Consider the following 21,314-nt stretch of genomic DNA (forward strand, 5'->3'; position numbering starts at 1 on the left):
AAACAGGATGGATTGCGCTCGGTTTTGCGGTGTTTTTCCTCACCGCGCCGGTGAAAGCTGACCCGGCGTGTGCCGGAAAATTCGTCAACCCGATCACCGATATCTGCTGGAACTGTCTGTTTCCGATGACTATAGGTAATAAAACAGTTTTTTCCGGCAGCGAGCCGGATACAGAAAATCCCACCTCTCCTGTCCAGATTTGTCCTGCACCTCCGCCTGTTTTTCAGCGGGTCGGGCTGGCGATTGGTTACTGGGAGCCGTTTGCCCTCACCGATGTGACCCGTTCCCCTTACTGCATGGTGAATCTCGGCGGGGTCAACCTCAATATCGGCAAGATGGGCGGCGGCACGGCCGGTCAGAGTGACAAAGAGGCACCGGGGGCGTTTTATCATGTCCACTGGTACAAATACCCGCTGACCTACTGGCTTAATATCATCACCTCCGCCGGATGTCTGCAGGGCGGGGATATGGATATCGGCTACCTGTCTGAACTGGATCCGATGTGGGAGGACAGCTCGCTGTCCTCGGTGATTGCCCCGGAAGCGTTTGTCTTTGCCAACCCCATCGCACAGGGTGCCTGTGCGGCGGATGCCATTGCCAGCGCCTTTAACAAACCGCTCAATATCCTGTTCTGGTGTGCCGGTTCCCAGGGCAGCATGTACCCGTTTACCGGCTATACCTCCAATGAGTTCAGCCCGCAGGCGTCTTCTGTGCTGCTGTCGGAGCGGATGGCGTTCAAACTGCACCGGCAGGGCATGATCATGAACAGTATCGGCAAAAATAAAGCAGTCTGTTATGAATACCCGTCCCCCGTTATGCCGAAAGACCGTTACCGCTATCAGATGGTGAATATGTATCCGGATGCGACACGTTGTCATCCTTTCGGCCGGTCAGTCATGCGCTGGCAGGTTGGTCACGCGTCTCCGGCCAGCCGGAAAAACTTCGGCTACCTTATCTGGCGCAAACGCAACTGCGTTTTTCTGTGAGGGATATCCCGATGAAAATGAAACGATTAATTCTGCTGCTGACCGGTCTGGCTGCCTTTGCGGTCGCCGCCGGAACGGTGCAGGAACAGCAGCAGTTTATTGAGTCGCTGCGCGACAAAAGCCAGTCCCTGCGCGAAGCGCCGCCCGCACTCCCGGAAACGGCCGCACAGGGTGAACTCAGTGAGCCTGACGCGGCGTGGCTCGCGCAGCTGCAGCAACGCCGTCAGCAGGAGAGTCTGGCATCACAGCCGCGCACGCAGTCAGACGCGCTGTACCTGATTTCGTTCTCCGTGCCGGAAGACGGCCTGAAACTGATGATCCCGGAAGCGGCCGGATTCGGGATACCGTCTGTGATTAACGGTCTGATTGACAATGATTTCCGGAAAACGGCCGCCGCCGTATTCCGGCTGACAAAGGAGAATGAACACAGCGGCGTACAGATTGATCCGACCGCGTTTGACCGTTTCGGTATCCGTCAGGTGCCCGCGCTGGTTGTCCGCTGCGGGGAGCAGTATGACGTGGTGTACGGCAACCTGAAAGTCGGCAGTGCACTGGAAGCGGTCGCCCGTGACGGAGAGTGTGCGGACACGGCGAAACAGCTGCTGAATAAGGAGAGCCGCGATGATTAACCGGAGTACGGTGCTGTTGTTATGTTTGTCCGCCGGTTTTGCCGGTGCTCAGAGTGATTACGATGCCGGGTCCCGTTTTGCGCATGAGCAGAAAGGACAGGGCACCGGCACCATTCAGAACATGAAGCCGGAGGAGATGATCCCCGGGTATACCGCCAATCCGCCGGAGGGCGGCTATTACGGCGGTGTGCAGGCCGGAGCGGCGCCGGGGCTTGAGAATGCCGGAACGGATTCACTCCATAACACGGAGGCCGGAAAAACCGTGATGGACGTTATCAAAAACCGTCCGCCGGACAGACCGGGTCTGGATGCCCCGTTTATCAGTAACGGGCTGGCGGTGCATGATAATGCCGAAACGGTCACCGGCGGTACGTCTGTCCCGTGCAAAGACGTGACGCTGGATAAAACCGATATCACCACGCATTACTGTGAGCGGTCACCGGCGGTACAGCTGGCCTGTACGCGCAAAGCGGTGGTGAACTTTAGGGAAAAGATTGTCACCACAACCGAAACCAAAACCTGGGCATTCGGGGATGGCGGCAGTAATCCGGATCATTACTCGCGTTCCGGGGACAACTTCACCTATGTGTTTCCGTATGAGGGCAGAATTACCGGCGCGGTCTGGGCTTCCAAAAAAGGATTCGGCCGGGCGGCTACGGTGACCTCTTATCTTTTCGGCACCTCTGTCACGTATAACACCCGCAATGCAACCACCGCCCCGTTTTACCCGGTGAAAAGGGATTTCAGGCAGGGCGAACATTTTGTGGTGACACATCCCGGCAGTTACGGCTCTGTCCAGAGTATCACCAGTTATCCGCTGCGCATCACCCTGACCATTGAGGTTGATAAGAAAGAGGTCACGTATGAGCCGTATACTGAATGGGTTGAAAACTGCCCGTTCGATAAATCGCAGGAAGTCAAACTGTCCACGCAGTGTACGGAAGCCGGGGGGACAAAAACCGTGGAATACGGCGGTAAACAATACCCGGTGTACAGTGACTGCTGGCAGTATACCGACAACTATATTTCCCAGGATGCGGATAACGGCTCCTGTGATGCGCTGATGAAAGATCCCGCCTGTACCCTGGCAAAAACCACCTGTACCGAACAGTCCGGCGCTGCCTGTCTGCGGGAGCAGGCGGTCTTTTCCTGTGAGAAAAAAGTCAGTGCCGCCGGGCAGTTGTGCGGTATGGATCTGGTCTGCACCAGTGGTGAATGTAACCAGATTAACAGCGGCGGGGTGAATGATTTTCAGCACGCGGTCTCCGCACTGGCGGCGGTGGCCGCTGCCGGTGAGGATGTGGCGGCACTGAATGATGTGAATGTCCGTGCCTTTACCGGACAGGGGCAGTCCTGCCGCAAAGCGGCTGCCGGATTCAGTAACTGCTGTAAAAACAGCGGCTGGGGTAATGACGTCGGACTGGCCGGATGCGACAGTGAGGAAAAAGCTATCGGCAAGGCAAAAGACCGCAAACTGGCGGTGTATGTCGGTACGTACTGCTCAAAAAAAGTGCTCGGTGTCTGTCTGCAGAAAAAAGAGGGTTACTGCGTGTTTGACAGTAAGCTTGCCAAAATTGTCCAGGAGCAGGGTCGGAGCTGGCAGCTGGGGATCGGCTTCGGCAGCGGCAGTAATCCGGACTGCCGGGGAATTTCCATTGAGGAACTGCAGGCAATAGATTTCGGCCGTCTTAATTTCGCGGACTTCTACGAGGATATGGAAAACGGCACAGATATCCCGTCAGACCAGGCGCTGATTGACCGTGTGAAAGAGCAGATCAGTAACCATCTGCAGCGGGGGACACAGCCATGAAAAAATCCGCGCTGATGACCCTGCTGTGTCTGTGTGCCGCTGTTGCCGGTGCGCAGCCCGGTACGATGCAGCCGCAGACGCATACCTATGTGGACGACCCGCTGACCGGCTGGCACTGGTATAACGAACCGCAGCCGGAGGAGGACGATGAGAGCGAACCGCCGCCGCAGGACACTGTCCCGTTGTCCTCGCTGCCTGCGGCGGTGCAGAAAAAAGTGATGCAGAAGATGACGCAGGAGGCACTGGATACGGCCATCATGGTGCCCAGTGCGGAAAATGCCGCACGGTTTTTGTCCCTGCAGCGTTACTGGCTGACGAAGTCCGCCGAATTTGAGCGGTCAGCCCGCAAAGCCCTGCTGTATTACCCCGCACTGGATTACAACCTCGAACACAGCCACTACAACAGCACGGTGCCGCTGCAGCTGGCGGCCACCCGGGAGAAAGAGGAACAGGCTGTCCGCGAACTGTCCGGCCGTTACGGATTATTTCTGTTTTACCGGGGCCGTGAGCCGGTTGACAGTCAGATGAGCACCGTTGTCGCGCAGTTTGCGCAGGATAACGGGATCACCCTGATTCCGGTCAGCATGGACGGGGCACGCAGTGACGCGCTGCCCGGCACCCGGACAGACAGCGGACAGGCCGCCGCAATGGGCGTCAGTCATTTTCCGGCACTCTATCTGGTTGACCCTGCCACTGAACACTATCAGCCGCTGGCGTTCGGCTTTATGACGCAGGACGCGCTGTCCCGCCGTTTTCTTGAGATAGCGACAGATTTTGCCGCTGATTAACAGAAGGATTTACCGATGAAAAAACTGACTCTGACCACCCTGCTTGAAAATATTTTCCTGTTTGCGGGCGGGGCGTTACTGGCCGCGGCGATGCTGTTCTACGTGCTGGCCGACATGATGATGAATAACCGGATGCTGCCGGACGGCAGCGGCATTCCGGCGGAATTTATCCGCGACAGCGGCACGGTATTTATTTTTGTGACCGGCGCGGCGTTCAGTCTGACCGGCCTGATTTACAGCGGACTCAATGCCTGGAAAAAATTTGTCAGCGGCAAACCGGCAGCGGGGAAATCAGCATGAAACGTCTGTGTATTCTGTTGCTGATGGTGTGCTTACCGGCGGCGGCAGGCACTCTGGAGGATATCGCCGCGCTGGAGGCGGTCAAGGGGCAGAAAACACCTGGCGGTGACACTGTCACCGCGCCCGCCCCGCTGCGCCGTGCCCCGGCTCCGCGTCCGTATGCCCTGCCTGACGGCCGGACGGTCAACCTGAATGATTACACCCTGGTGCTGTTTATGCAGTCGGAGTGTATTTACTGCCGCCAGTTTGACCCGCTGCTGAAACAGTGGGCGGACATGCGCGGGTTTAAGGTGTTTGTCTACAGCCTGAACGGGCAGGGCGACCCGTCCTTTCCGGATGCAATACCGGCACCGCAATCCGTGGTACAGACCTTTTTCGGCAGCGGGATACCGGTGATGACACCGACCCTGTTTCTGGTTGAGGTTAACACCCTGAAAACCGCGCCGCTGGCACAGGGATTAACCCCGCTGCAGGAGATTGAAAACCGGCTGCACCGGACACTCGCAGCCGCACAGTAATCCGGCCGGTAACGTTCAGTTACCGCACCTGCTTTCTTCATTTTCCGTACCGGGCCTGCAGCCCGGAACTTCCTGTCATTATCAGCGGCGGATTTTCCGCCGGGAGAAAATCATGAATAAAAAAACCGTAGTAATTGTTCATCCTGATTATCAGAAACGGACACAGAATGCGGCTGACCGGGCTTTTATATTTGTGGCCGCAGCCTGCATTTTATGGTTTGTCATCAGGTTTCACTTTTTCGTGGTATGGCCGGAAGGAGAAACGGCTGTTCCGGAACACGAACTGCGGGTCAAAGATATCATGAATACAGCCATGTATCTGATTCCGGAGACGCTGGCCGGTCTGGGGATAGCTAACCTGTTTCTGATGTTCTGGTACAGTATTCTGTTACCGGTTTGCAATATGGCAGATTACGGTCTGTCCGTTCTGCTCCGTAAAATCACCCGCCGGGGGAAAAGCCATGAATAAACCATTGCTTTCCCTGTTACTGGCCGGATTTCTGTTCTCCGGCGCAGCGGCAGCGGATGTGAACAGTGACATGAACAAATTTTTCAACAAGCTGGGATTTGACAGTAACGTCACCGGGGCCGCCGCCTGGCAGGGACAGGCCGCCGGGTACGCCACCGGGGGCAATATCTTTCTGCGCAACCAGGTAAAACAGTTACAGGTGGTCTCTTTTACCCCGCCGTCCCTCAATGCCGGCTGCGGCGGCATTGATGCCTATCTCGGGTCATTTTCCTACCTCAACAGCGAACAGCTGACCCAGTTTGTGCAGCAACTGATGACTAATGCTGCCGGATACCTGTTTGATCTCGCCCTGCAGACCACCGTTCCGGAGCTGAAACAGGCCAAAGATTTCCTGCAGAAAATGGCCTCGGATATCAACAGTACCAACATTTCCTCCTGTCAGGCAGCACAGGGCATTATCGGCGGCCTGTGGCCGACCAACTCTGTCCAGAGCCAGAAAATCTGTCAGGACATTGCCGGGGAAACCAATATGTTCGCGGACTGGGCGGCTTCCCGTCAGGGCTGTACGGTCGGCGGGAAAATGGACAGCGCGTTTGATAAGTCACCCGACAACATGAAAGACCAGGTGATGCGCAACAAGAACCTGATGTGGGAGGTGCTGAAAAAAAACAGCATGCTCGACGGGAATGATGAGCTGAAAGAACTGGTGATGAACCTTACCGGCACCATTATTTTCGGCCCGACAAACGGGGATGTGAGATTCATCCCCGTGAAAGCCAACCGGCAGGACGTCATCAAAGCCCTGATGTACGGCGGACAGATTGAAATCAGCGGCTGTGTGTCCGTGGGGGACTGTCTGGAAATCCGCACCAAAACCATCACCGTCAGTCAGAAAAATGCACTCAATGAGATGGTGAAAACAAATATTGAGGGGATTCAGGGCAAACTGCAGTCAGATACCGCGCTGTCTTCTCAGGAAAAAGGGTTTATCCAGAGCACCTCTGTCCCCATTCTGCGCTACCTTGTTGACCCGATGATGCTCAATATCAAAAGCTCTGTTTTGCCGACGCTGTCAGACTATATTGCCTATGACATTTTATTCCAGTATCTGCAGGAGCTGGTTGACCAGGCCAGAGTACAGATGAACAGCAAAAACTTTCCGGAAGAACAGATGAAATCGTTACGGGAGAATATCTCGGAGGCCAACCGCCAGCTGGAGTCCCTGCAGCAGACCGTGGAGGTGAAATCCAATGTGCTGATGGATCTGGAAAGGCAGATGAGCTATCTGCGTCAGCAGACCTCAAGCCAGCTGCAGGAGCGTTTTCAGCAGAATTACCGGTTTAATATTGTCTCACCGGAACCGAAGGGGAGTAACGGCAATGGCGGTTGATACAGTCTATGTGATGGCAGGCGGTGCCTACATGGCACAGATTTTCAACGGTGTGGCAACGATGGTCGGCACTTCCGCGTGGGATTCCATGATGCGGATAGTGATGCTGATTTCCGGGATGAGTGCGCTGGCTATGTATATGCGGGCGCATGACCCGAAGGAGCTGGTGAAATTTGTCGCCTTTATGATCCTTATCACCAGTGTGCTGCTGATTCCGAAACGTTCCGTGCAGATTATTGACCGCAGCGACCCGACCGGCGTGTACCGTGTGGATAATGTGCCGCTGGGGCTGGCTGTTCCGGCGAAGTTTATCACCAGTATCGGCACGGATATCACCGAAATCTATGAACGTCTGTTCCATCTGCCGGACTCCCTGATGTACAGCAAAACCGGGATGCTGTACGGGGCTGACCTGGTCGGTCATGTCAGTGATGTGATGACGGTGAACGGCGACCTCGCGGAACTGATGGGAATGTACGTCAAAAACTGTGTTATCGGCGACATCATGATTAATCATAAGTATTCCTTTCAGGAACTGATGAACAGCCGGGACCCGTATACCCTGATATTCCGGCAGCCGAGTCCGCTGCGCGGGGTGATGGTGCCGTACGGTAACAGTGAGGCACAGCAGGAGGGATTCTGGACATGTGAGATGCTGGCGAAAAATGTGCTGATGCCGAAGCTGGGGATCGACACCACAACCGGCGGGGCAACCTGGGAATACACTGTCCGCCGCCTGTTCGGCGGGGCACCGAACGCGAATGTGCTGTATGCCACGCTGCTCGGTGACAGCTACAATTACTACTATCAGGGCGGGCAGACCGCCGGTCAGCTGATGCGTACCTCGGTGGTGATGAACGCGCTGCGCAACGGTATCAGTGCCTACAGTGCACAGAGCGGTGACACGGCCAGTCTGGTGAATCTCTCATCCTCTTCGTCGTATAACAAAATGCGGTTAAGCTGGGCAACTTCCGGCTCTATCGGGGTGAAATTTCTGCCGCTGATGAACACCATTCTGCTGGCGCTGATTTTTGCGTTATTCCCGATCACCATTTTGCTGGCGACAATTCACGCCCTGACCATCGGGATGCTGAAAAACTACATTTTCAGCATTATCTATCTGCAGTCATGGCCGCCGATGTTTGCCATTCTCAACAGTGCCGCCACCTTTTATCTGCGCGGCAAAACCGGCGGCACGGAGTTTAACCTCGCCAATCTGGCGTCCATACAGGAAATGCACAGTGATATCGGGCTGGTTGCGGGCTGGCTGACCCTGTCCATTCCGTTTATCGCTTACGGTATCGTGAAAGGTATGGGGTCAGTGGTCTCACAGGCCGGTAACTACCTCGGCACGGCGATTAACAGCTCCGCCACAGCTTCCTCATCCCAGGCGGCAGACGGGACATGGGCATTCAATAATATGCAGACGGATAATGTCTCCGGCAACAAGTGGGATACCAACTATTCACACCGTGAGGGACAGACCACGCAGCAGCTTGCCAGTGGTGCCTCGGTAACACAGACGGCCAGCGGGCAGATGGTGTATGACAGTTCCACTGCGATGTCCCGCCTGCCGGTGTCCATCAAAGGCTCGGATGTCACGGCCAGCACGCTGCAGGATATGGCGAGACGGGCGGATGTTCAGGCGTCCTCCGCCCAGCACGGTTACCAGAGCAGCGTGAACAGCGGCTGGAATCAGCTGAGTCAGTTCTCCTCGCAGACAGGTAACAGTGCGACACTGTCCTCGGGCACGGATTCCGGTATGACCGCGAACCAGTCACAGGCCGTGGCGAAAATGCAGAATGCGGTCAGTACGGTTGCGAAAAACCAGGGTATTTCTGAGCGTGAAGCCTTTGAAAGATTGATGAATAATCAGGTCAGCAGCGGGTATACAGCCGGTGGAAAAATGAGTGGTGGTTTTGGTGTTCCGGGAGGAATGGGAATATTAAAAGGTGGTGTTGAAGGATATATAGATACTAATAAATCAGACCGTGACAGCATCACCAAAGGCACTCAGGAGGGCGGCAGCCGGAATACCGATTACCATTACGGGCAGAATGTCCAGGCGCAGAAAGACTTCCGCGAAGGCTGGGATGTGCTGGAAAGTGAACGGCTGAGCCACGGCACCAGTCAGAACGACAATACCGCGAACTCCGATATTAACCAGTTTGCGGCTACCCTGTCAGTCAGCCAGAACAGTTACGACCAGTATATGACCAGCCGGACACGCAGTCAGGAATACAGTGAGATGGTCTCGCTGGCGAAAAGTCACAGTGCACAGATAGACAGTAACTTTGACCAGCAGTTTGTGAACTATGTGATGGAAAAAACACCGGGCAATGCAGACCGTATTCTGAGTGATACCTCATCCCCGGATGTTGCCCGTGAGCGTGACGCGCTGGCGAAGTCGTTTGCGGAAGAGCGGATAGTTCCTCAGCTGGAGTCGGAACATGCGGCGAATAAAGCGAAAGTCAGTGAACCGGGCGTTGCTGACACCGGTGCCGGTTCAGTGTCGGCAGATCCGGCGAAAAGTTTTGCGGAGAACAGGAGAAAAATTGAAAAAATGAGCGATGAGGCAAATATCCGGCGGGATATTCCTGGTAAAGTGGCGGAGCAGCAGTCCAAAACCGAACAGCATATCCGTGATAACCGTGAACAGGTGGCGGCAGGAAAACAGGCACTGGAAGATCAGAAAGTGGTTGCCGTGACGGAAAATCAGGTACAGCAGGTACGTCACACCGGGAATTTTAATCAGGTTAAAAATGAGCAGAAACTGAATCCGGAAGTTCAGGAAAGAGAACAACAGGAGCGGGAAAAATTATTAAGTGAGCAAAGCTTTAGACAGCCCAGAAAGTATTAATATCGGTTAAGGCGGTATATCGGCTCAAAACAAAATTTTATAAGGATCTAATTAAGATGGGTATATTCTCTAAAACAAAAAAAGACATAAGTGTATTTACATCACATTCAACAGCTTGCTTTTCTTCATCAACTATTCTCGGCAAGAAAATTATTAAAAATTTAGGTATGGTGAGGGCGACATCACGTCCTTTTTGTGGCGAATATGATGAAGAAGATGTTTTCGTTCAGTCGGAGCTAATTAAAAAAGCAGAAAGTATTGGAGCCAACGCTATCATAAATTTTCGCTATGAAATAGGTAGTTTTCAGGCAGCCCTTGGTACAGCCTGGAATAATGCTTTCATAATTGCTTATGGTGATGCTGTTCTTATCAGTGAAGAAAAACCATGAACTTTTGTTAAATATTTTTAATGCAAAAATTTCGTTAATTGGAGAGTTAGCATGAAGATTTGTAACGCAATGATTTTTGCAATTTTTATGTCTTTTTATGCAATAGCAGACGTCAGTGTGATAGGTATTACTATAAATAAAGATACAAAGGAAGATGTTGTCAGTAAATATGAAGTAATATCAGAAGATGGTAATGTGCTTACATTGAATGAAAAAAATATCCCTCTTGATGATGTCTCATTAGTTTTCGTTGCATTAGAAAATGATAAAGTTAAAGCAGTTCTTCTGGAGATAAAGAAAAATAAGTTTGATTACTTTTATAATTTACTGAAAGGGAAATATAAGTTAACAAAAAAAGAAATACCTTATGTAGGTAATAAATATGTTTCTTTTATCAAGGATGATGTCATGATTTCACTGGATGCCCCGCATCTATCATTTGAAATGGATTTATTATATATAGACAGGGAATATGATAAAGCTCTCAAAAAGAGACAGAAGGAAAAAAAAGAAAATGAGAAGAAACAGGATTCGGAACAGCTTTAAAACATGCTAACGCACTTCGTTTGTTAACAGTCCGTTACCCCGGATAATAAATTTTCCGGGGCAACAGACTGTCCCGTCTCAGGAGTTTTTATTATGGCCGATGAAGCGGGAGTGTTAGAAATTCTGTGTCATTCCAGTAATATCTATCAAAAAGGAATGACAAATGACTCAACTTTTCGATTTCGACAACGCCCTGAAAGCTCTTCAGAATGGTCAGGCTCTGACCGGTAAAGATGGCATCCTGACCCCGCTGATTAAGCAACTTACTGAAGCTGCATTGGCCGCCGAACTTGACTCCCATCTCACCAATGATGCTGAAGCTAACCGCAGGAATGGCTCTACGAAAAAGACCGTTAAAGCACCAACCGGTAGCTTTGAGCTGGCTACTCCACGCGATCGCAACGGCTCTTTTGAACCACAACTGGTGAAGAAGCACCAGACCACACTATCAAACGAGATTGAGCAAAAAATTATCCGGTTATTTGCCATCGGTATGAGCTACGCCGATATCAGCCGGGAAATAGAAGATCTATATGCCTTCAGCGTCTCCACAGCTACCATCAGCGCTGTCACTGACAAGGTTATCCCCGAACTTAAACAATGGCAGCAACGTCCTCTGGAGGCGATTTACCCCTTTATATGGCTGGATGCTATTCACTATAAAATCCGTGAGGACGGGCGTTACGTCAGTAAAGCGGTCTATACTGTTCTGTCGCTCAATCTTGAAGGCAAGAAAGAGGTTCTTGGCCTCTATCTGTCTGAAAGTGAAGGAGCTAACTTCTGGTTGTCCGTGCTGACTGACCTGCAAAACAGGGGGCTGAAAGATATTCTGATAGCCTGTGTGGATGGACTCACTGGTTTCCCTGAAGCCATCAACAGTATTTTTCCACAGACAGAAGTTCAGTTGTGTATTATCCATCAGATCCGCAACTCGTTAAAATATGTCGCCTCAAAGCATCATAAAGCGTTTATGGCCGACCTGAAGCCGGTGTACCGGGCCGTATCAAAAGAGGCGGCAGAGACCGCGCTGGATGAACTGGATATTAAATGGGGGAATCAGTATCCGGTGGTTATCCAGAGCTGGCAACGGAAATGGACTCATTTATCGGGCTGCTTTCGCTATCCTGCTGATATCAGGAAGGTTATCTATACAACCAATGCAATAGAATCAGTCCATCGTCAGTTCAGAAAACTGACAAAAACAAAAGGTGCATTCCCGAATGAAAACAGTTTGCTGAAACTCCTGTATCTTGGGCTGCTTAATGCACAGGAAAAATGGACAATGCCGATCCAGAGCTGGAATCTGACACTATCGCAGCTGTGTATTTATTTTGAAGGGCGCCTGGATCATGTGATAACGTTGTAGCAGCTAAATTAACGTGACACAGAATTCTGAACGCCCTCGATGAAGCTGATATCTCTCAGGCTGAGAGTGATTTTCTGTTATCTGTAATTTTGCAAAAACGGGCACAGTATCAGGGGGAAAGCGCGGAATACTGCACCGGCTGCGGTGAGGTGATCCCGGCTGTCCGCCGCCGGGCACTGCCGGGTGTACGGTATTGTATTTTCTGTGCGGAATACCGCGAGCGAACCGGCACCCGCTGACCGGTTTCCCGGTAAATTTACCGTTTGTTTTTATCTCTCCGTTATAAATCTTTTTTCCTGTTTTAGTAACACTGTATTCATACCGGTGTGATACCGGAATATCGTTATTCTTTATCCGAATCATGTTTCTCTTCTTTTAATCTCAGAGTGATAACATTATGAGTTCAACAAAACATATTACCCAGGGCGGGCAGGTATTCGGCTACATGCTCGGGATGTTTATGCAGGTGAATAAACGGATTTCATTTTACCTGATATTATTTTATCTGATTCTGACTCCGGTTATTTTTTATCTGAAAGTCCCGCTGCAGGAAATTAAAAACGGCGGCCTTTACTGGTGGTTATATTTTATGTCGCCGGGTGAGAAAGCCTTATACCGGGTGCCGCCGGTTTATGATTTTAATTTTGACGGAACGGTGTACCACTTCACGTCAGCGAATATCTTAAAAGACCCGTACATGACCTATGCCGGGGATATTTTTCTGCAGGAACTCTGGTTATCCCTGTTCTGGTCTTCTGTCCTGGTGTTACTGCTGGCGTTTGTGGTCTATACCCTGCTGCACCGGCTGGGCGAAAAGCAGGCCAGAGACGAGACAACCGGCGGCCGTGAGCTGACAGAGGATGTCAGTGCGGTTGCCCGTCAGATGCAGCGCCGCCGTGAGGCGTCCCCCATCCGGATTGATAAGCTGCCGCTCATTCTCAACAGTGAAGTCAAAAACATACTGATGCACGGCACGCCCGGCTCCGGTAAGTCCAATACCATCAATAAACTGCTGCTGCAGCTGCGTGAGCGCGGCGATATGGTGATTATTTTCGACAAAGGCTGTTCCCTGGTCAAAAAGCACTTTAATGAAAACCGCGACAAATTACTCAATCCGCTGGATGCGCGGTGTGAGAACTGGGATCTGTGGCGCGAATGCCTGACAACCCCCGATTTTGACAGTATGTCCAATACCCTTATCCCGCAGGGCACCAAAGAAGATCCGTTCTGGACGGGGTCTGCCCGGACCATCTTCACGGCGGTGGCCGCAAAGCTGAGAAACGACCCGGAACGCTCTTACAACAAATTGCTGCGCACCCTGCTGGCCATCGATTTAAAGGCGCTGCGGGAGTATGTGGCCGGAACCGAGGCCAGCAACCTGATGGAGGAGAAAGTCGAGAAAACGGCGATTTCCATCCGGGGCGTGCTGACCAACTACGTCAAGGCACTGCGCTATCTGCAGGGGATTGAGCGTAACGGCAAAGCCCCGTTTGCCATCCGTGAGTGGATGAGGCAGGCCAATGAGCCGAAAAAACCGCACGGCTGGCTGTGGATCACCAGTAATGCCCGGCAGCACGAATCGTTAAAACCGCTGATCTCGATGTGGCTGGCACAGGCGGCCAACTGTGTGCTGGAAATGAATGAGAATCCGGAACGGCGTATCTGGTTTATCTATGACGAGCTGGCGTCCCTCCATAAACTCCCCGAATTACCGCAGGTATTGTCCGAAGCCCGTAAGTTCGGCGGCTGTTTTGTGCTGGGATTCCAGAATAAACCGCAGCTGGACTTCACCTACGGGGAGGATTATGCCGATGCGATGATGGATTTGCTCAACACACGGTTCTTTTTCCGCTCCCCTGACCAGAATGTGGCGATGTGGGTGCGTGACCAGCTGGGGCAGAAGCGGGCAAAACTCTTTAACGAACAGTACAGCTACGGCGCGGATACCGTGCGTGACGGGGTGTCGTTCTCCAAACAGGAGGACGACAAAACCCTGGTGAGTTATTCCGATATCCAGAAACTGCCGGATCTGGAGTGTTATGTCACCCTGCCGGGGGATTATCCGGTGGTCAGAATGAAAATGACCTATGAAAAAATCCGGCCGGTCGCTGCCGAATTTATTGAACGGGCACTCAATGACAGTCTGGAGCAGGACATCACCGCACGGCTGGATGCCGGGGAGCAGGATGACGCACGGCTGCAGCGTCTTCTGGACGGCAGCAGCACCCCGGCACCGGAAACCCCGTCCCGTCTTCCGCCGCAGACAGCGGCAGTGCTTGTCGTACCGCCGGTGCTGACACCGGCGGCCGGACACCCGGCGCCGGTGGTTTCTGCCGCTGTTCCGTCCGTGACAACACCGGTGACAGCAGTCTCATCAGAAAACACCACACAGACCGCACAGACTGACACTGCCGTGACCGGCGGTCGTGAGCAGGACGTGCCTGACATGGTGATAGACACCGCGACCGGTGAGATTGTGTATCCGGGAGCAGATGAGCCGGATGCGGAGACCCGGGCCGCCATGTATGAGAACTACAGCGCCCTGCACCAGGAGGAGAAAAATATCGCGGTTCACCGCAGGGCGGAGCCGGATGATCATGACGAACATGAGCCGGAGGTGTGGTAATGCTGAGTGTCGCACCGATAGCCCAAAATGCGGAAAATTACTATACCGCACAGGATAACTACTATTTTCTCGGCAACGCGGAGTCCCGCTGGCTGGGGAAAGGCGCGGAAGCGCTGGGACTGACCGGTGAGGTCAGCAAAGAACAGCTGCGTGAGATACTGGCCGGGCGCCTGCCGGAGGGCAGCAGCCTGGAGCGCACGGAAAACGGGAAAAACACACACCGGCAGGGGCATGACCTGACCTTTTCCGCCCCGAAAAGTGTGTCGGTACTGGCGGTGGTGTCCGGGGATGAGCGGATGCTTGCCGCGCACAATGCGGCGGTGACCGCCGCCCTGAAAGAGACGGAGACACTGGCCTCCACGCGGGTGATGAAAGACGGGATATCGGCACCGGTCATGACCGGCAATCTGGTGATTGCCGCGTTTAACCATGATACCTCCCGCGAACTTGACCCGCAGCTGCACACTCACGCACTGGTGATGAATATGACAGCGCATGAGGGGCAGTGGCGGACACTCTCCAGTGACACCCGGCATAACAGCGGATTCAGCGAGGCGGTGTATAAAACCCGTATTTCACTGGGGCGGATATATCTGCATGAATTACGGCAACAGGTTGAAAAAATGGGATTTAAAACCCATGACACCGGTCGTAACGGGTTATGGGAAATTGAGGGGATACCGGTTGCGCCCTTCTCGCAGCGGCGGCAGCAGATTCTGGACGCAGCCGGACATGACGCCTCCCTGAAATCCCGGGATGTGGCCGCGCTGGATACCCGGCAGGCCAAACGGACTCCGGACAAAGCGGAACTGCTGACTGAATGGTATGACCGGCTGGACAAAAACGGTTTCGGCAGTGAGGAGCGCAGCCGGTTTAATACGGCCGCGCAATCCCGTGAGCAGGACAGTCTCACCCCGCCGCCGTTACCGGCAGCACTGCAGAAAGCGGCGGATGCCGCGCTGACGGAGGCGGTGAACGCACTCAGTGAGCGGCAGGTCAGCATGACTTACAGCGCGGTGCTGGCAAAGACCCTCAGCGGACTGGATGCCCGCCCCGGTATCATCACGGTGGTAAGAAATGCCATTGACCGGGCGATTGAGCAGCGTCAGCTGATACCGCTGGACGAACAGAAAGGGCTGTTCACCTCGGCCGCCCACCTGACGGATGAGCTGACCCTGCAGCAGCTGGCGGCGGAGGTGCGGACAGAAAACCGCACGCCGGTGTTCCGGGTGCCGGACACCCCGTTCACCGGTACGTCGCAGAAACTGGCGGACACCCTGCCGAACGCGGCCGTGATTGACAGCCGGGGCAACCGGCAGATGCAGCGTGACCGGCTGGCGGAAACCGCCGCCGTTGCCCTGCAGCAGGGACGGACAGTCCTGGTGATTGAGGCGGACAGTAAACATACCCCGGAGCCGGTCAGCGGCACCCTGAGTACGGATAAACGCCGCTGGACAGAAAAACCCGCGCTGCCGGTGAACGGCACCGTGATTGTCACCGGCGCGGAAACCTGGTCACTGAAAGAGACGGTACAGCTGTTTGCGCAGGCAAAAGAGACCAATACCCAGATACTGCTGCTCGACAGTGCCGGACGCAAAGGCACCGGGAATGCGTTGCGCACCCTGGAGGACGCAGGGGTTGTCCGGTTTGCGGCCGCCGGTAAACCGCCGGTGCAGACAGAAATACACAGTATCGGGGACAAAACGCAGCGTTATGCCGCTGTGGCTGCCCGTTATCAGGCACTGCGCCGGGAGGGCGTTCCGGTCACGGTGCAGGTGACGGGCACCCGCGAACGGGTGGCACTGACGGACGCGGTCAGGGCGGAACTCACCGCGCAGGGGGTACTGCACGGCAGTCCGGTCAGTGTCACCCTGCTGACGCCGGTGTGGTCAGACAGCAAAACCCGCCGGGACATCAGTCAGTACCGGGAGGGAATGGTACTGGAGCAGTGGCAGGACGGTAAAAAAAGCGCGGAGCGTTTCACCGTTACCCGGGTGACGCCTGCCACGCGGAGTGTGACGCTGGAAGACAACCGGGGACAGTCTCAGGTGATAAAGGTGACGAAACTTGACAGCAGCTGGTCATTGTTTCATCCGGCACAGAAAGAGATTACAGCAGGGGAAACGCTGACCCTGCTGGCAAAACACGGCCGGCTGGCCGCCGGTGACACCCTGATCGTCACCGCAGTGACAGACAGCACCCTGACGGCAGAGCATCACGGCCGCCGGGTGACACTGCCGCTCACGGCCGGTCTCAAAGCGGATTACGCCTATGTGACCACACCGGGGCAGTCCCTGCCGGATAATCAGGTGGTGCTGGCCGCCGCGTCTGTCCGCGACACCCGGGCCGATTTTTTTAACACCGTTGCCCGCAGCGGGGAGAAAGTGGAACTGTTCACCCCGCTGGATAAAACCGAAACTGACCGCCGCCTCGCCCGTTCACCGCACTATCAGACCGTGGCCGCACAGCTCGGCATTGACCCGCAGGATCCGGATACCTCCGTCAGACAGGCGGCAGAGCGTCTGTGGTCAGTGCCGGAGAAAGCGGTGCGGCAGGGCATTGTGTTAACGCAGGAAAATCAGGTGATGTTCTCCGTGACTGATGTGGTGGCAAAAACGCTGCCGCTGCACCCGTCCCTGACGGCGGAAAGTATCCGCCTGCAGACCGCAAAAATGGCGGCGGCCGGTGAACTGATTCCGGTGCCGGGGTCGGGGAAAAATGAGTACGTGACCGCCGCCGCGTGGGAGTCGGAAAAGCAGATTATCCGCGCCATCCTGCAGGGCAAGGGCACACAGCAGCCGTTTTTTGAACGCGTGCCGGAGGCCATGCTGGCCGGACTGACGCCGGGGCAGCAGGCGGCGACACGGTTAATTCTGGAGAGCACCGACCGGTTTATCGCGGTGCAGGGCTATGCCGGGGTCGGGAAAACCACCCAGTTTAAGGCGGTGATGCGCAGTCTGGATTTGCTGCCGGAAGATACCCGGCCGGAAGTCCGCGGTCTGGCACCGACACACCGGGCGGTGGGGGAAATGGTGGCAACCGGCGTGAAAGCGCAGACCCTGCAGTCGTTTCTGACCGATACCGCGCAGCAGCTGCGTAACGGGGAAACCCCGCGTTTTGACAATACCCTGTTCCTGATTGATGAAAGCTCCATGATTGGTAACCGCAACATGGCGGAAGTGGTGGCGGTGATTGAGGCAGGGGGCGGCCGGGCGGTCAAGAGCGGGGACACCGCACAGGAGCAGGCGATTGACAGCGGTACGCCGTTTGAACTGGCACAGAACCGCTCTGCGCTGGATACCGCGATTATGAAGGAAATTGTCCGCCAGACCCCGGCACTGAAACCGGCGGTGGAGGCGGTGATTGCCGGGCAGATGAAACAGGCGGCGGCACTGCTGGAAAACGTGTCCCCGGATATCGTGCCGCGTCTGCCGGATGCGCATGTACCCGCAAAATCGGTCATGCAGGCCGGGGAGGAGGGCGTTATCCGCGATATTGTCCGTGACTACAGCAGCCGGACACCGGAAGCGCGGGAAAAAACCCTGATTGTGGTGCAGACCAACGCGGACAGGGCAGCGGTCAACGCCGGGGTGCATGAGGCACTGACGGCCGGGCAGGACGTGCGCAGAATCCGGATACCGGTACTGGTGCAGGAAAAAACACAGACGGAGTCCCTGCACTCGGTGGCCGGACTGGCGCAGCATCACGGTAAAACAGTCCTCGCCGGTGATACCTATTACACCCTGATTGTCACGGAGCGTGACAAAGCGGATGGTGTGGTGATGTTACGGGATGCGGATAACAGGGATATCCCGCTCTCCGCCTTTGAGAACAGTTCGCGGGATATTCAGGTGTTCCGGACAGAAACCCGTGAGATGGCGGAAGGGGAGAAAGTGACGTTCACCCGCACCGACCGTAACCGGGGACGGGTGGTCAACAGCACCCGGACCGTCAGTCAGATACACGATGACGGCACCCTGACGCTGACGGACGGGCAGGACAGTATCCGGATTAATCCGGCGGAGCCTGCTGACCGGCACATTGACTACGGTTATGCAGGCACGGCGCACAAGGCACAGGGGGCGAGTGAGGAGTATGTGATTGTGCTCGGCGGCGTGACCGGCGGCCGTCAGCCGCTGGCCTCGCGGCGTAATGCCTATGTGGCACTGTCCAGGATGAAAACCCATGTGCAGGTGTACAGCGATAATCTCGAAAAATGGCTGGATAAAACCGGCAGTAATGCTGTCCGTCCGACCGTGCATGATTTACTGCTGGCAGACAGCGACCGGGCGGCCGCGACCGGAAACCGGCTGTACGCGGGAGCAAAACCCCTTACGGATACGGCCGTCGGCCGCACGCTGTCCCGTGAACTCGGGCTGACCGCTGAGAGTACCGCCCGCTTTGTGTACGGCAGTCAGAAATACCCGGAACCGGGTGTGGCGTGGCCGGTGTATGACCGGCACGGCAGACCGGCGGGCACGCGGATAACGCCGGTGCTGCTGAATGAACAGGGGCACCTGAACGGCGCAGGGCAGGAACAGCGTCTTGTCGGTCGTGAGGAAGCCGCCTGGATGGTACTGCAGCGCGGCAGCAGCGGGGAAACGCGGATTGCGGAGAGCATGACGGAAGCACTGGCACTGCTTAAACAGACCCCGGACAGTGGTGTGGTTGTCCGGCTGCTGCCGGAGGAGCCGGTGAATGCGGCGGTGATGCGAAAACTGACCGGCGGGCTTCCGGCTGACCTCAGCGTGCCGGATACGCTCCGTGTCGGTGTCCCGGCAGCGGATGACCCGATGACCCTGAAAACAGCGGAAGAGCAGCGCCGTGAGGCCGAACTGAAAGCGGCCGCGTTACCGGAAAAAGCAGACACCGTCCGTGAGGCGCCGCAGGACGCACGTCTGGACGCGGAAATTACCCGTGAACAGCAGCGTCTGCAGTCACAGGAAAACGCGCATGAACAGAAAGCAGCCATCAGCCTCGATGACATGATCCGGCAGGAACAGTTACACCGTATGCGGCAGACGGAACAACTGCAGCAGGCCGAGAAAGATATCGTGAGAGAAAAAGAGATAGTAAAAGAAAAAGAGATCGGGGAATAGCCCCGGTTAATCCCGCCCGTTACCGGAAAACACCGCCAGCCTTACTGTTCAGTCAGTTACCCTGTTTTCCGGGCACAAATCAGTCAGAACGTGATCCGAAATCGGATAAATCACCGTAAAGATTGCGGGAAGTGCGGCTGAGTGCTAAATTAAGCGGCATTAACGAATTTGTGGTTGTCACGCCGAAAGGTGACGTAAAGGGATGTAGGCACGAAGTACAGCGCCGAACCCAATAGAAAAGCCCTGCAATCTGAATCTAACTTGGCGGTAGGATAAGATTAGCAGGGCTGTCCAGAGATATTCCATCAGGGGTACTGTTGAACTCCTGATGGGGAGTATAGAATTATGCCGAGCAAAATTCAACTCCTGCCGCACAACATAAGCGCAGGAGAATGTGTCTGATTCCCTGACACGTCATACCCCGGTGAACGGTCATAAAATTCACCGTCATTATCTGCCTGTCTTTAAAGGCAAATTACCGGCCATTGCGGCGGTGCGCCGTTTTTCAGCGGCACTGTCCCGTCATGACTGGAACCGTAACCCGCATATCTATAATCTGCGCTGTGAACGTAACCAGCGGGTCTCCGTGCGCTCAGAGCGCCGGGAAACCTGGTATGCGCTGGCGCTGGCGATGCTCGCCAATGCGGACTACAACCCGGACAGTGAGGCGCTGTTTGAGGTGATGTGTCCGGTGGAAACGCTGGCTGCGCAGTGCGGTCAGCTGCATCAGTATGAGAACGGCCGCAAAAGCTATGACCCGGTGCTGCACGCGCTGCACGACTGGGAAGCGGCGAATCTGATTATTATTCACCGTGACTTTGACCGTGAGGCGAAACAGTACAAGGCGATGCGTATCTGGCTGCGGCCGGAGTTTTTTGCCGGGCTGGGGTTTGGTCTGGCGGCACTGCGTGACATTGTCACGCGCTTCCGGCGCTGGATGGAGCGCAAAGGTCTGCGGGAAGAGTACCAGAAACGCTATGCCCGTCATGTGCTGCGTCTGAGCCGCTCGAATGTGGCGTCACTGGATAACCGGCACGCGCTGAAAAATCTGCTGAAAAAGCTGCGCCGTCTGGTCACCGGGGACGATGAGGCGCTGGAAAGCGAAAAGAAACACCTGGAAAAAGCCCTGAAAGAAAAGAAAGCGCAGCTGAAAGCCTCGCGGCCACAGGAAAATATGCCCGGAGACGCCTGGCGGCTGTATGAGCGCTGGAAGCAGATAAACCCGGTGGCTGTTGTCCGTGCGCTGGAGCAGCGGATTAAATCGCAGTTCCCGGCGCTGCACGGCGAGCTGCTGTATCAGTGCTACCTCGATAACCTGCCTGACCATTAGTCCCGTCACAGTCTGAACTGACCGCCTCCCCGGCGGTTTTCGTGCCGGCTTTCTGCCGGAAATGCCCTGTTTTTATGTCCCGGACCGGTTCTTTTTTACCGGCGGAGAGTGAGCCGGAGTCATCACTATCAGTTATTGTTCATTATACCGTCACTTAATTTCGCATGAGATGAAAGCGCATCAGTTAACTTCGTACGGGCTGTGATGA

16 protein-coding genes are annotated in these 21,314 nt (G+C 54.9%); all 16 read left to right on the forward strand.

The window, feature by feature from the left end; translation table 11 throughout:
- Positions 1-11: 11 nt before the first annotated feature.
- The 16 genes from traU (at position 12) to R5268_RS18390 (ending at position 21,106) form a co-directional block, all read left to right on the forward strand.
- The gene (traU, locus tag R5268_RS18315) at positions 12-986 is read left to right on the forward strand and encodes a conjugal transfer pilus assembly protein TraU (RefSeq protein ID WP_410795846.1); all 975 of its coding nucleotides are present in this window, start codon (positions 12-14) and stop codon (positions 984-986) included.
- An 11-nt stretch (positions 987-997) separates the two neighbouring features.
- Positions 998-1,615, forward strand: a complete 618-nt coding sequence (trbC, locus tag R5268_RS18320) for a type-F conjugative transfer system pilin assembly protein TrbC (protein ID WP_317420332.1) — start codon at positions 998-1,000, stop codon at positions 1,613-1,615.
- Positions 1,608-3,425, forward strand: coding sequence for a type-F conjugative transfer system mating-pair stabilization protein TraN (gene traN / locus R5268_RS18325; RefSeq protein ID WP_317420330.1), 1,818 nt, complete (start codon positions 1,608-1,610; stop codon positions 3,423-3,425). The genes trbC and traN overlap by 8 nt, the downstream gene beginning before the upstream one ends.
- On the forward strand, positions 3,422-4,213 hold the full coding sequence (gene traF / locus R5268_RS18330) for a type-F conjugative transfer system pilin assembly protein TraF (protein ID WP_317420328.1): 792 nt from the start codon (positions 3,422-3,424) through the stop codon (positions 4,211-4,213). The genes traN and traF overlap by 4 nt, the downstream gene beginning before the upstream one ends.
- A 15-nt stretch (positions 4,214-4,228) precedes the next feature.
- Positions 4,229-4,513, forward strand: a complete 285-nt coding sequence (locus R5268_RS18335) for a hypothetical protein (RefSeq protein WP_317420326.1) — start codon at positions 4,229-4,231, stop codon at positions 4,511-4,513.
- Complete coding sequence (gene trbB / locus R5268_RS18340; RefSeq protein ID WP_317420325.1) at positions 4,510-5,031, forward strand: type-F conjugative transfer system pilin assembly thiol-disulfide isomerase TrbB; 522 nt, start codon at positions 4,510-4,512, stop codon at positions 5,029-5,031. Before R5268_RS18335 ends, trbB begins: the two co-directional genes overlap by 4 nt.
- A gap of 112 nt (positions 5,032-5,143) precedes the next feature.
- Positions 5,144-5,500: a hypothetical protein gene (locus R5268_RS18345; protein WP_317420324.1), complete on the forward strand. Its 357-nt coding sequence runs from the start codon at positions 5,144-5,146 to the stop codon at positions 5,498-5,500.
- Positions 5,493-6,890, forward strand: a complete 1,398-nt coding sequence (gene traH, locus R5268_RS18350; RefSeq protein ID WP_317420323.1) for a conjugal transfer pilus assembly protein TraH — start codon at positions 5,493-5,495, stop codon at positions 6,888-6,890. The genes R5268_RS18345 and traH overlap by 8 nt, the downstream gene beginning before the upstream one ends.
- The gene (gene traG / locus R5268_RS18355; protein WP_317420321.1) at positions 6,880-9,750 is read left to right on the forward strand and encodes a conjugal transfer mating-pair stabilization protein TraG; all 2,871 of its coding nucleotides are present in this window, start codon (positions 6,880-6,882) and stop codon (positions 9,748-9,750) included. Before traH ends, traG begins: the two co-directional genes overlap by 11 nt.
- Before the next feature lie 56 nt (positions 9,751-9,806).
- Complete coding sequence (locus R5268_RS18360; protein WP_317420320.1) at positions 9,807-10,139, forward strand: heavy metal-binding domain-containing protein; 333 nt, start codon at positions 9,807-9,809, stop codon at positions 10,137-10,139.
- 51 nt (positions 10,140-10,190) lie between these two features.
- A complete protein-coding gene (locus R5268_RS18365) occupies positions 10,191-10,685 on the forward strand; it encodes a hypothetical protein (RefSeq protein WP_317420319.1) in 495 nt (164 codons plus the stop codon).
- A 163-nt stretch (positions 10,686-10,848) separates the two neighbouring features.
- Positions 10,849-12,051 (forward strand): IS256 family transposase, encoded by a 1,203-nt coding sequence (locus tag R5268_RS18370; RefSeq protein ID WP_317420317.1) that lies wholly within the window; start codon positions 10,849-10,851, stop codon positions 12,049-12,051.
- Between the two features lie 89 nt (positions 12,052-12,140).
- Positions 12,141-12,290, forward strand: coding sequence for a TraR/DksA C4-type zinc finger protein (locus tag R5268_RS18375; RefSeq protein ID WP_410795844.1), 150 nt, complete (start codon positions 12,141-12,143; stop codon positions 12,288-12,290).
- A 158-nt stretch (positions 12,291-12,448) separates the two neighbouring features.
- Complete coding sequence (traD, locus tag R5268_RS18380) at positions 12,449-14,677, forward strand: type IV conjugative transfer system coupling protein TraD (protein ID WP_317420315.1); 2,229 nt, start codon at positions 12,449-12,451, stop codon at positions 14,675-14,677.
- Positions 14,677-19,776, forward strand: coding sequence for a conjugative transfer relaxase/helicase TraI (traI, locus tag R5268_RS18385; protein WP_317420313.1), 5,100 nt, complete (start codon positions 14,677-14,679; stop codon positions 19,774-19,776). The genes traD and traI overlap by 1 nt, the downstream gene beginning before the upstream one ends.
- A gap of 394 nt (positions 19,777-20,170) precedes the next feature.
- Positions 20,171-21,106: a hypothetical protein gene (locus R5268_RS18390; protein WP_317420312.1), complete on the forward strand. Its 936-nt coding sequence runs from the start codon at positions 20,171-20,173 to the stop codon at positions 21,104-21,106.
- Positions 21,107-21,314: the final 208 nt, after the last annotated feature.

It is taken from the genome of Morganella sp. BCCO 40_0007 (assembly GCF_032989665.1).
Taxonomy (GTDB): domain Bacteria; phylum Pseudomonadota; class Gammaproteobacteria; order Enterobacterales; family Enterobacteriaceae; genus Morganella; species Morganella sibonii.

Coding starts and splice junctions, on each gene's coding strand:
- traG (WP_317420321.1), top strand. CDS start 6,880: ATGGCGGTTGATACAGTCTATGTGATGGCAGGCGGTGCCTACATGGCA.
- traN (WP_317420330.1), top strand. CDS start 1,608: ATGATTAACCGGAGTACGGTGCTGTTGTTATGTTTGTCCGCCGGTTTT.
- trbC (WP_317420332.1), top strand. CDS start 998: ATGAAAATGAAACGATTAATTCTGCTGCTGACCGGTCTGGCTGCCTTT.
- R5268_RS18370 (WP_317420317.1), top strand. CDS start 10,849: ATGACTCAACTTTTCGATTTCGACAACGCCCTGAAAGCTCTTCAGAAT.
- traI (WP_317420313.1), top strand. CDS start 14,677: ATGCTGAGTGTCGCACCGATAGCCCAAAATGCGGAAAATTACTATACC.
- traF (WP_317420328.1), top strand. CDS start 3,422: ATGAAAAAATCCGCGCTGATGACCCTGCTGTGTCTGTGTGCCGCTGTT.
- R5268_RS18335 (WP_317420326.1), top strand. CDS start 4,229: ATGAAAAAACTGACTCTGACCACCCTGCTTGAAAATATTTTCCTGTTT.
- R5268_RS18360 (WP_317420320.1), top strand. CDS start 9,807: ATGGGTATATTCTCTAAAACAAAAAAAGACATAAGTGTATTTACATCA.
- traD (WP_317420315.1), top strand. CDS start 12,449: ATGAGTTCAACAAAACATATTACCCAGGGCGGGCAGGTATTCGGCTAC.
- R5268_RS18345 (WP_317420324.1), top strand. CDS start 5,144: ATGAATAAAAAAACCGTAGTAATTGTTCATCCTGATTATCAGAAACGG.
- trbB (WP_317420325.1), top strand. CDS start 4,510: ATGAAACGTCTGTGTATTCTGTTGCTGATGGTGTGCTTACCGGCGGCG.
- traH (WP_317420323.1), top strand. CDS start 5,493: ATGAATAAACCATTGCTTTCCCTGTTACTGGCCGGATTTCTGTTCTCC.
- R5268_RS18365 (WP_317420319.1), top strand. CDS start 10,191: ATGAAGATTTGTAACGCAATGATTTTTGCAATTTTTATGTCTTTTTAT.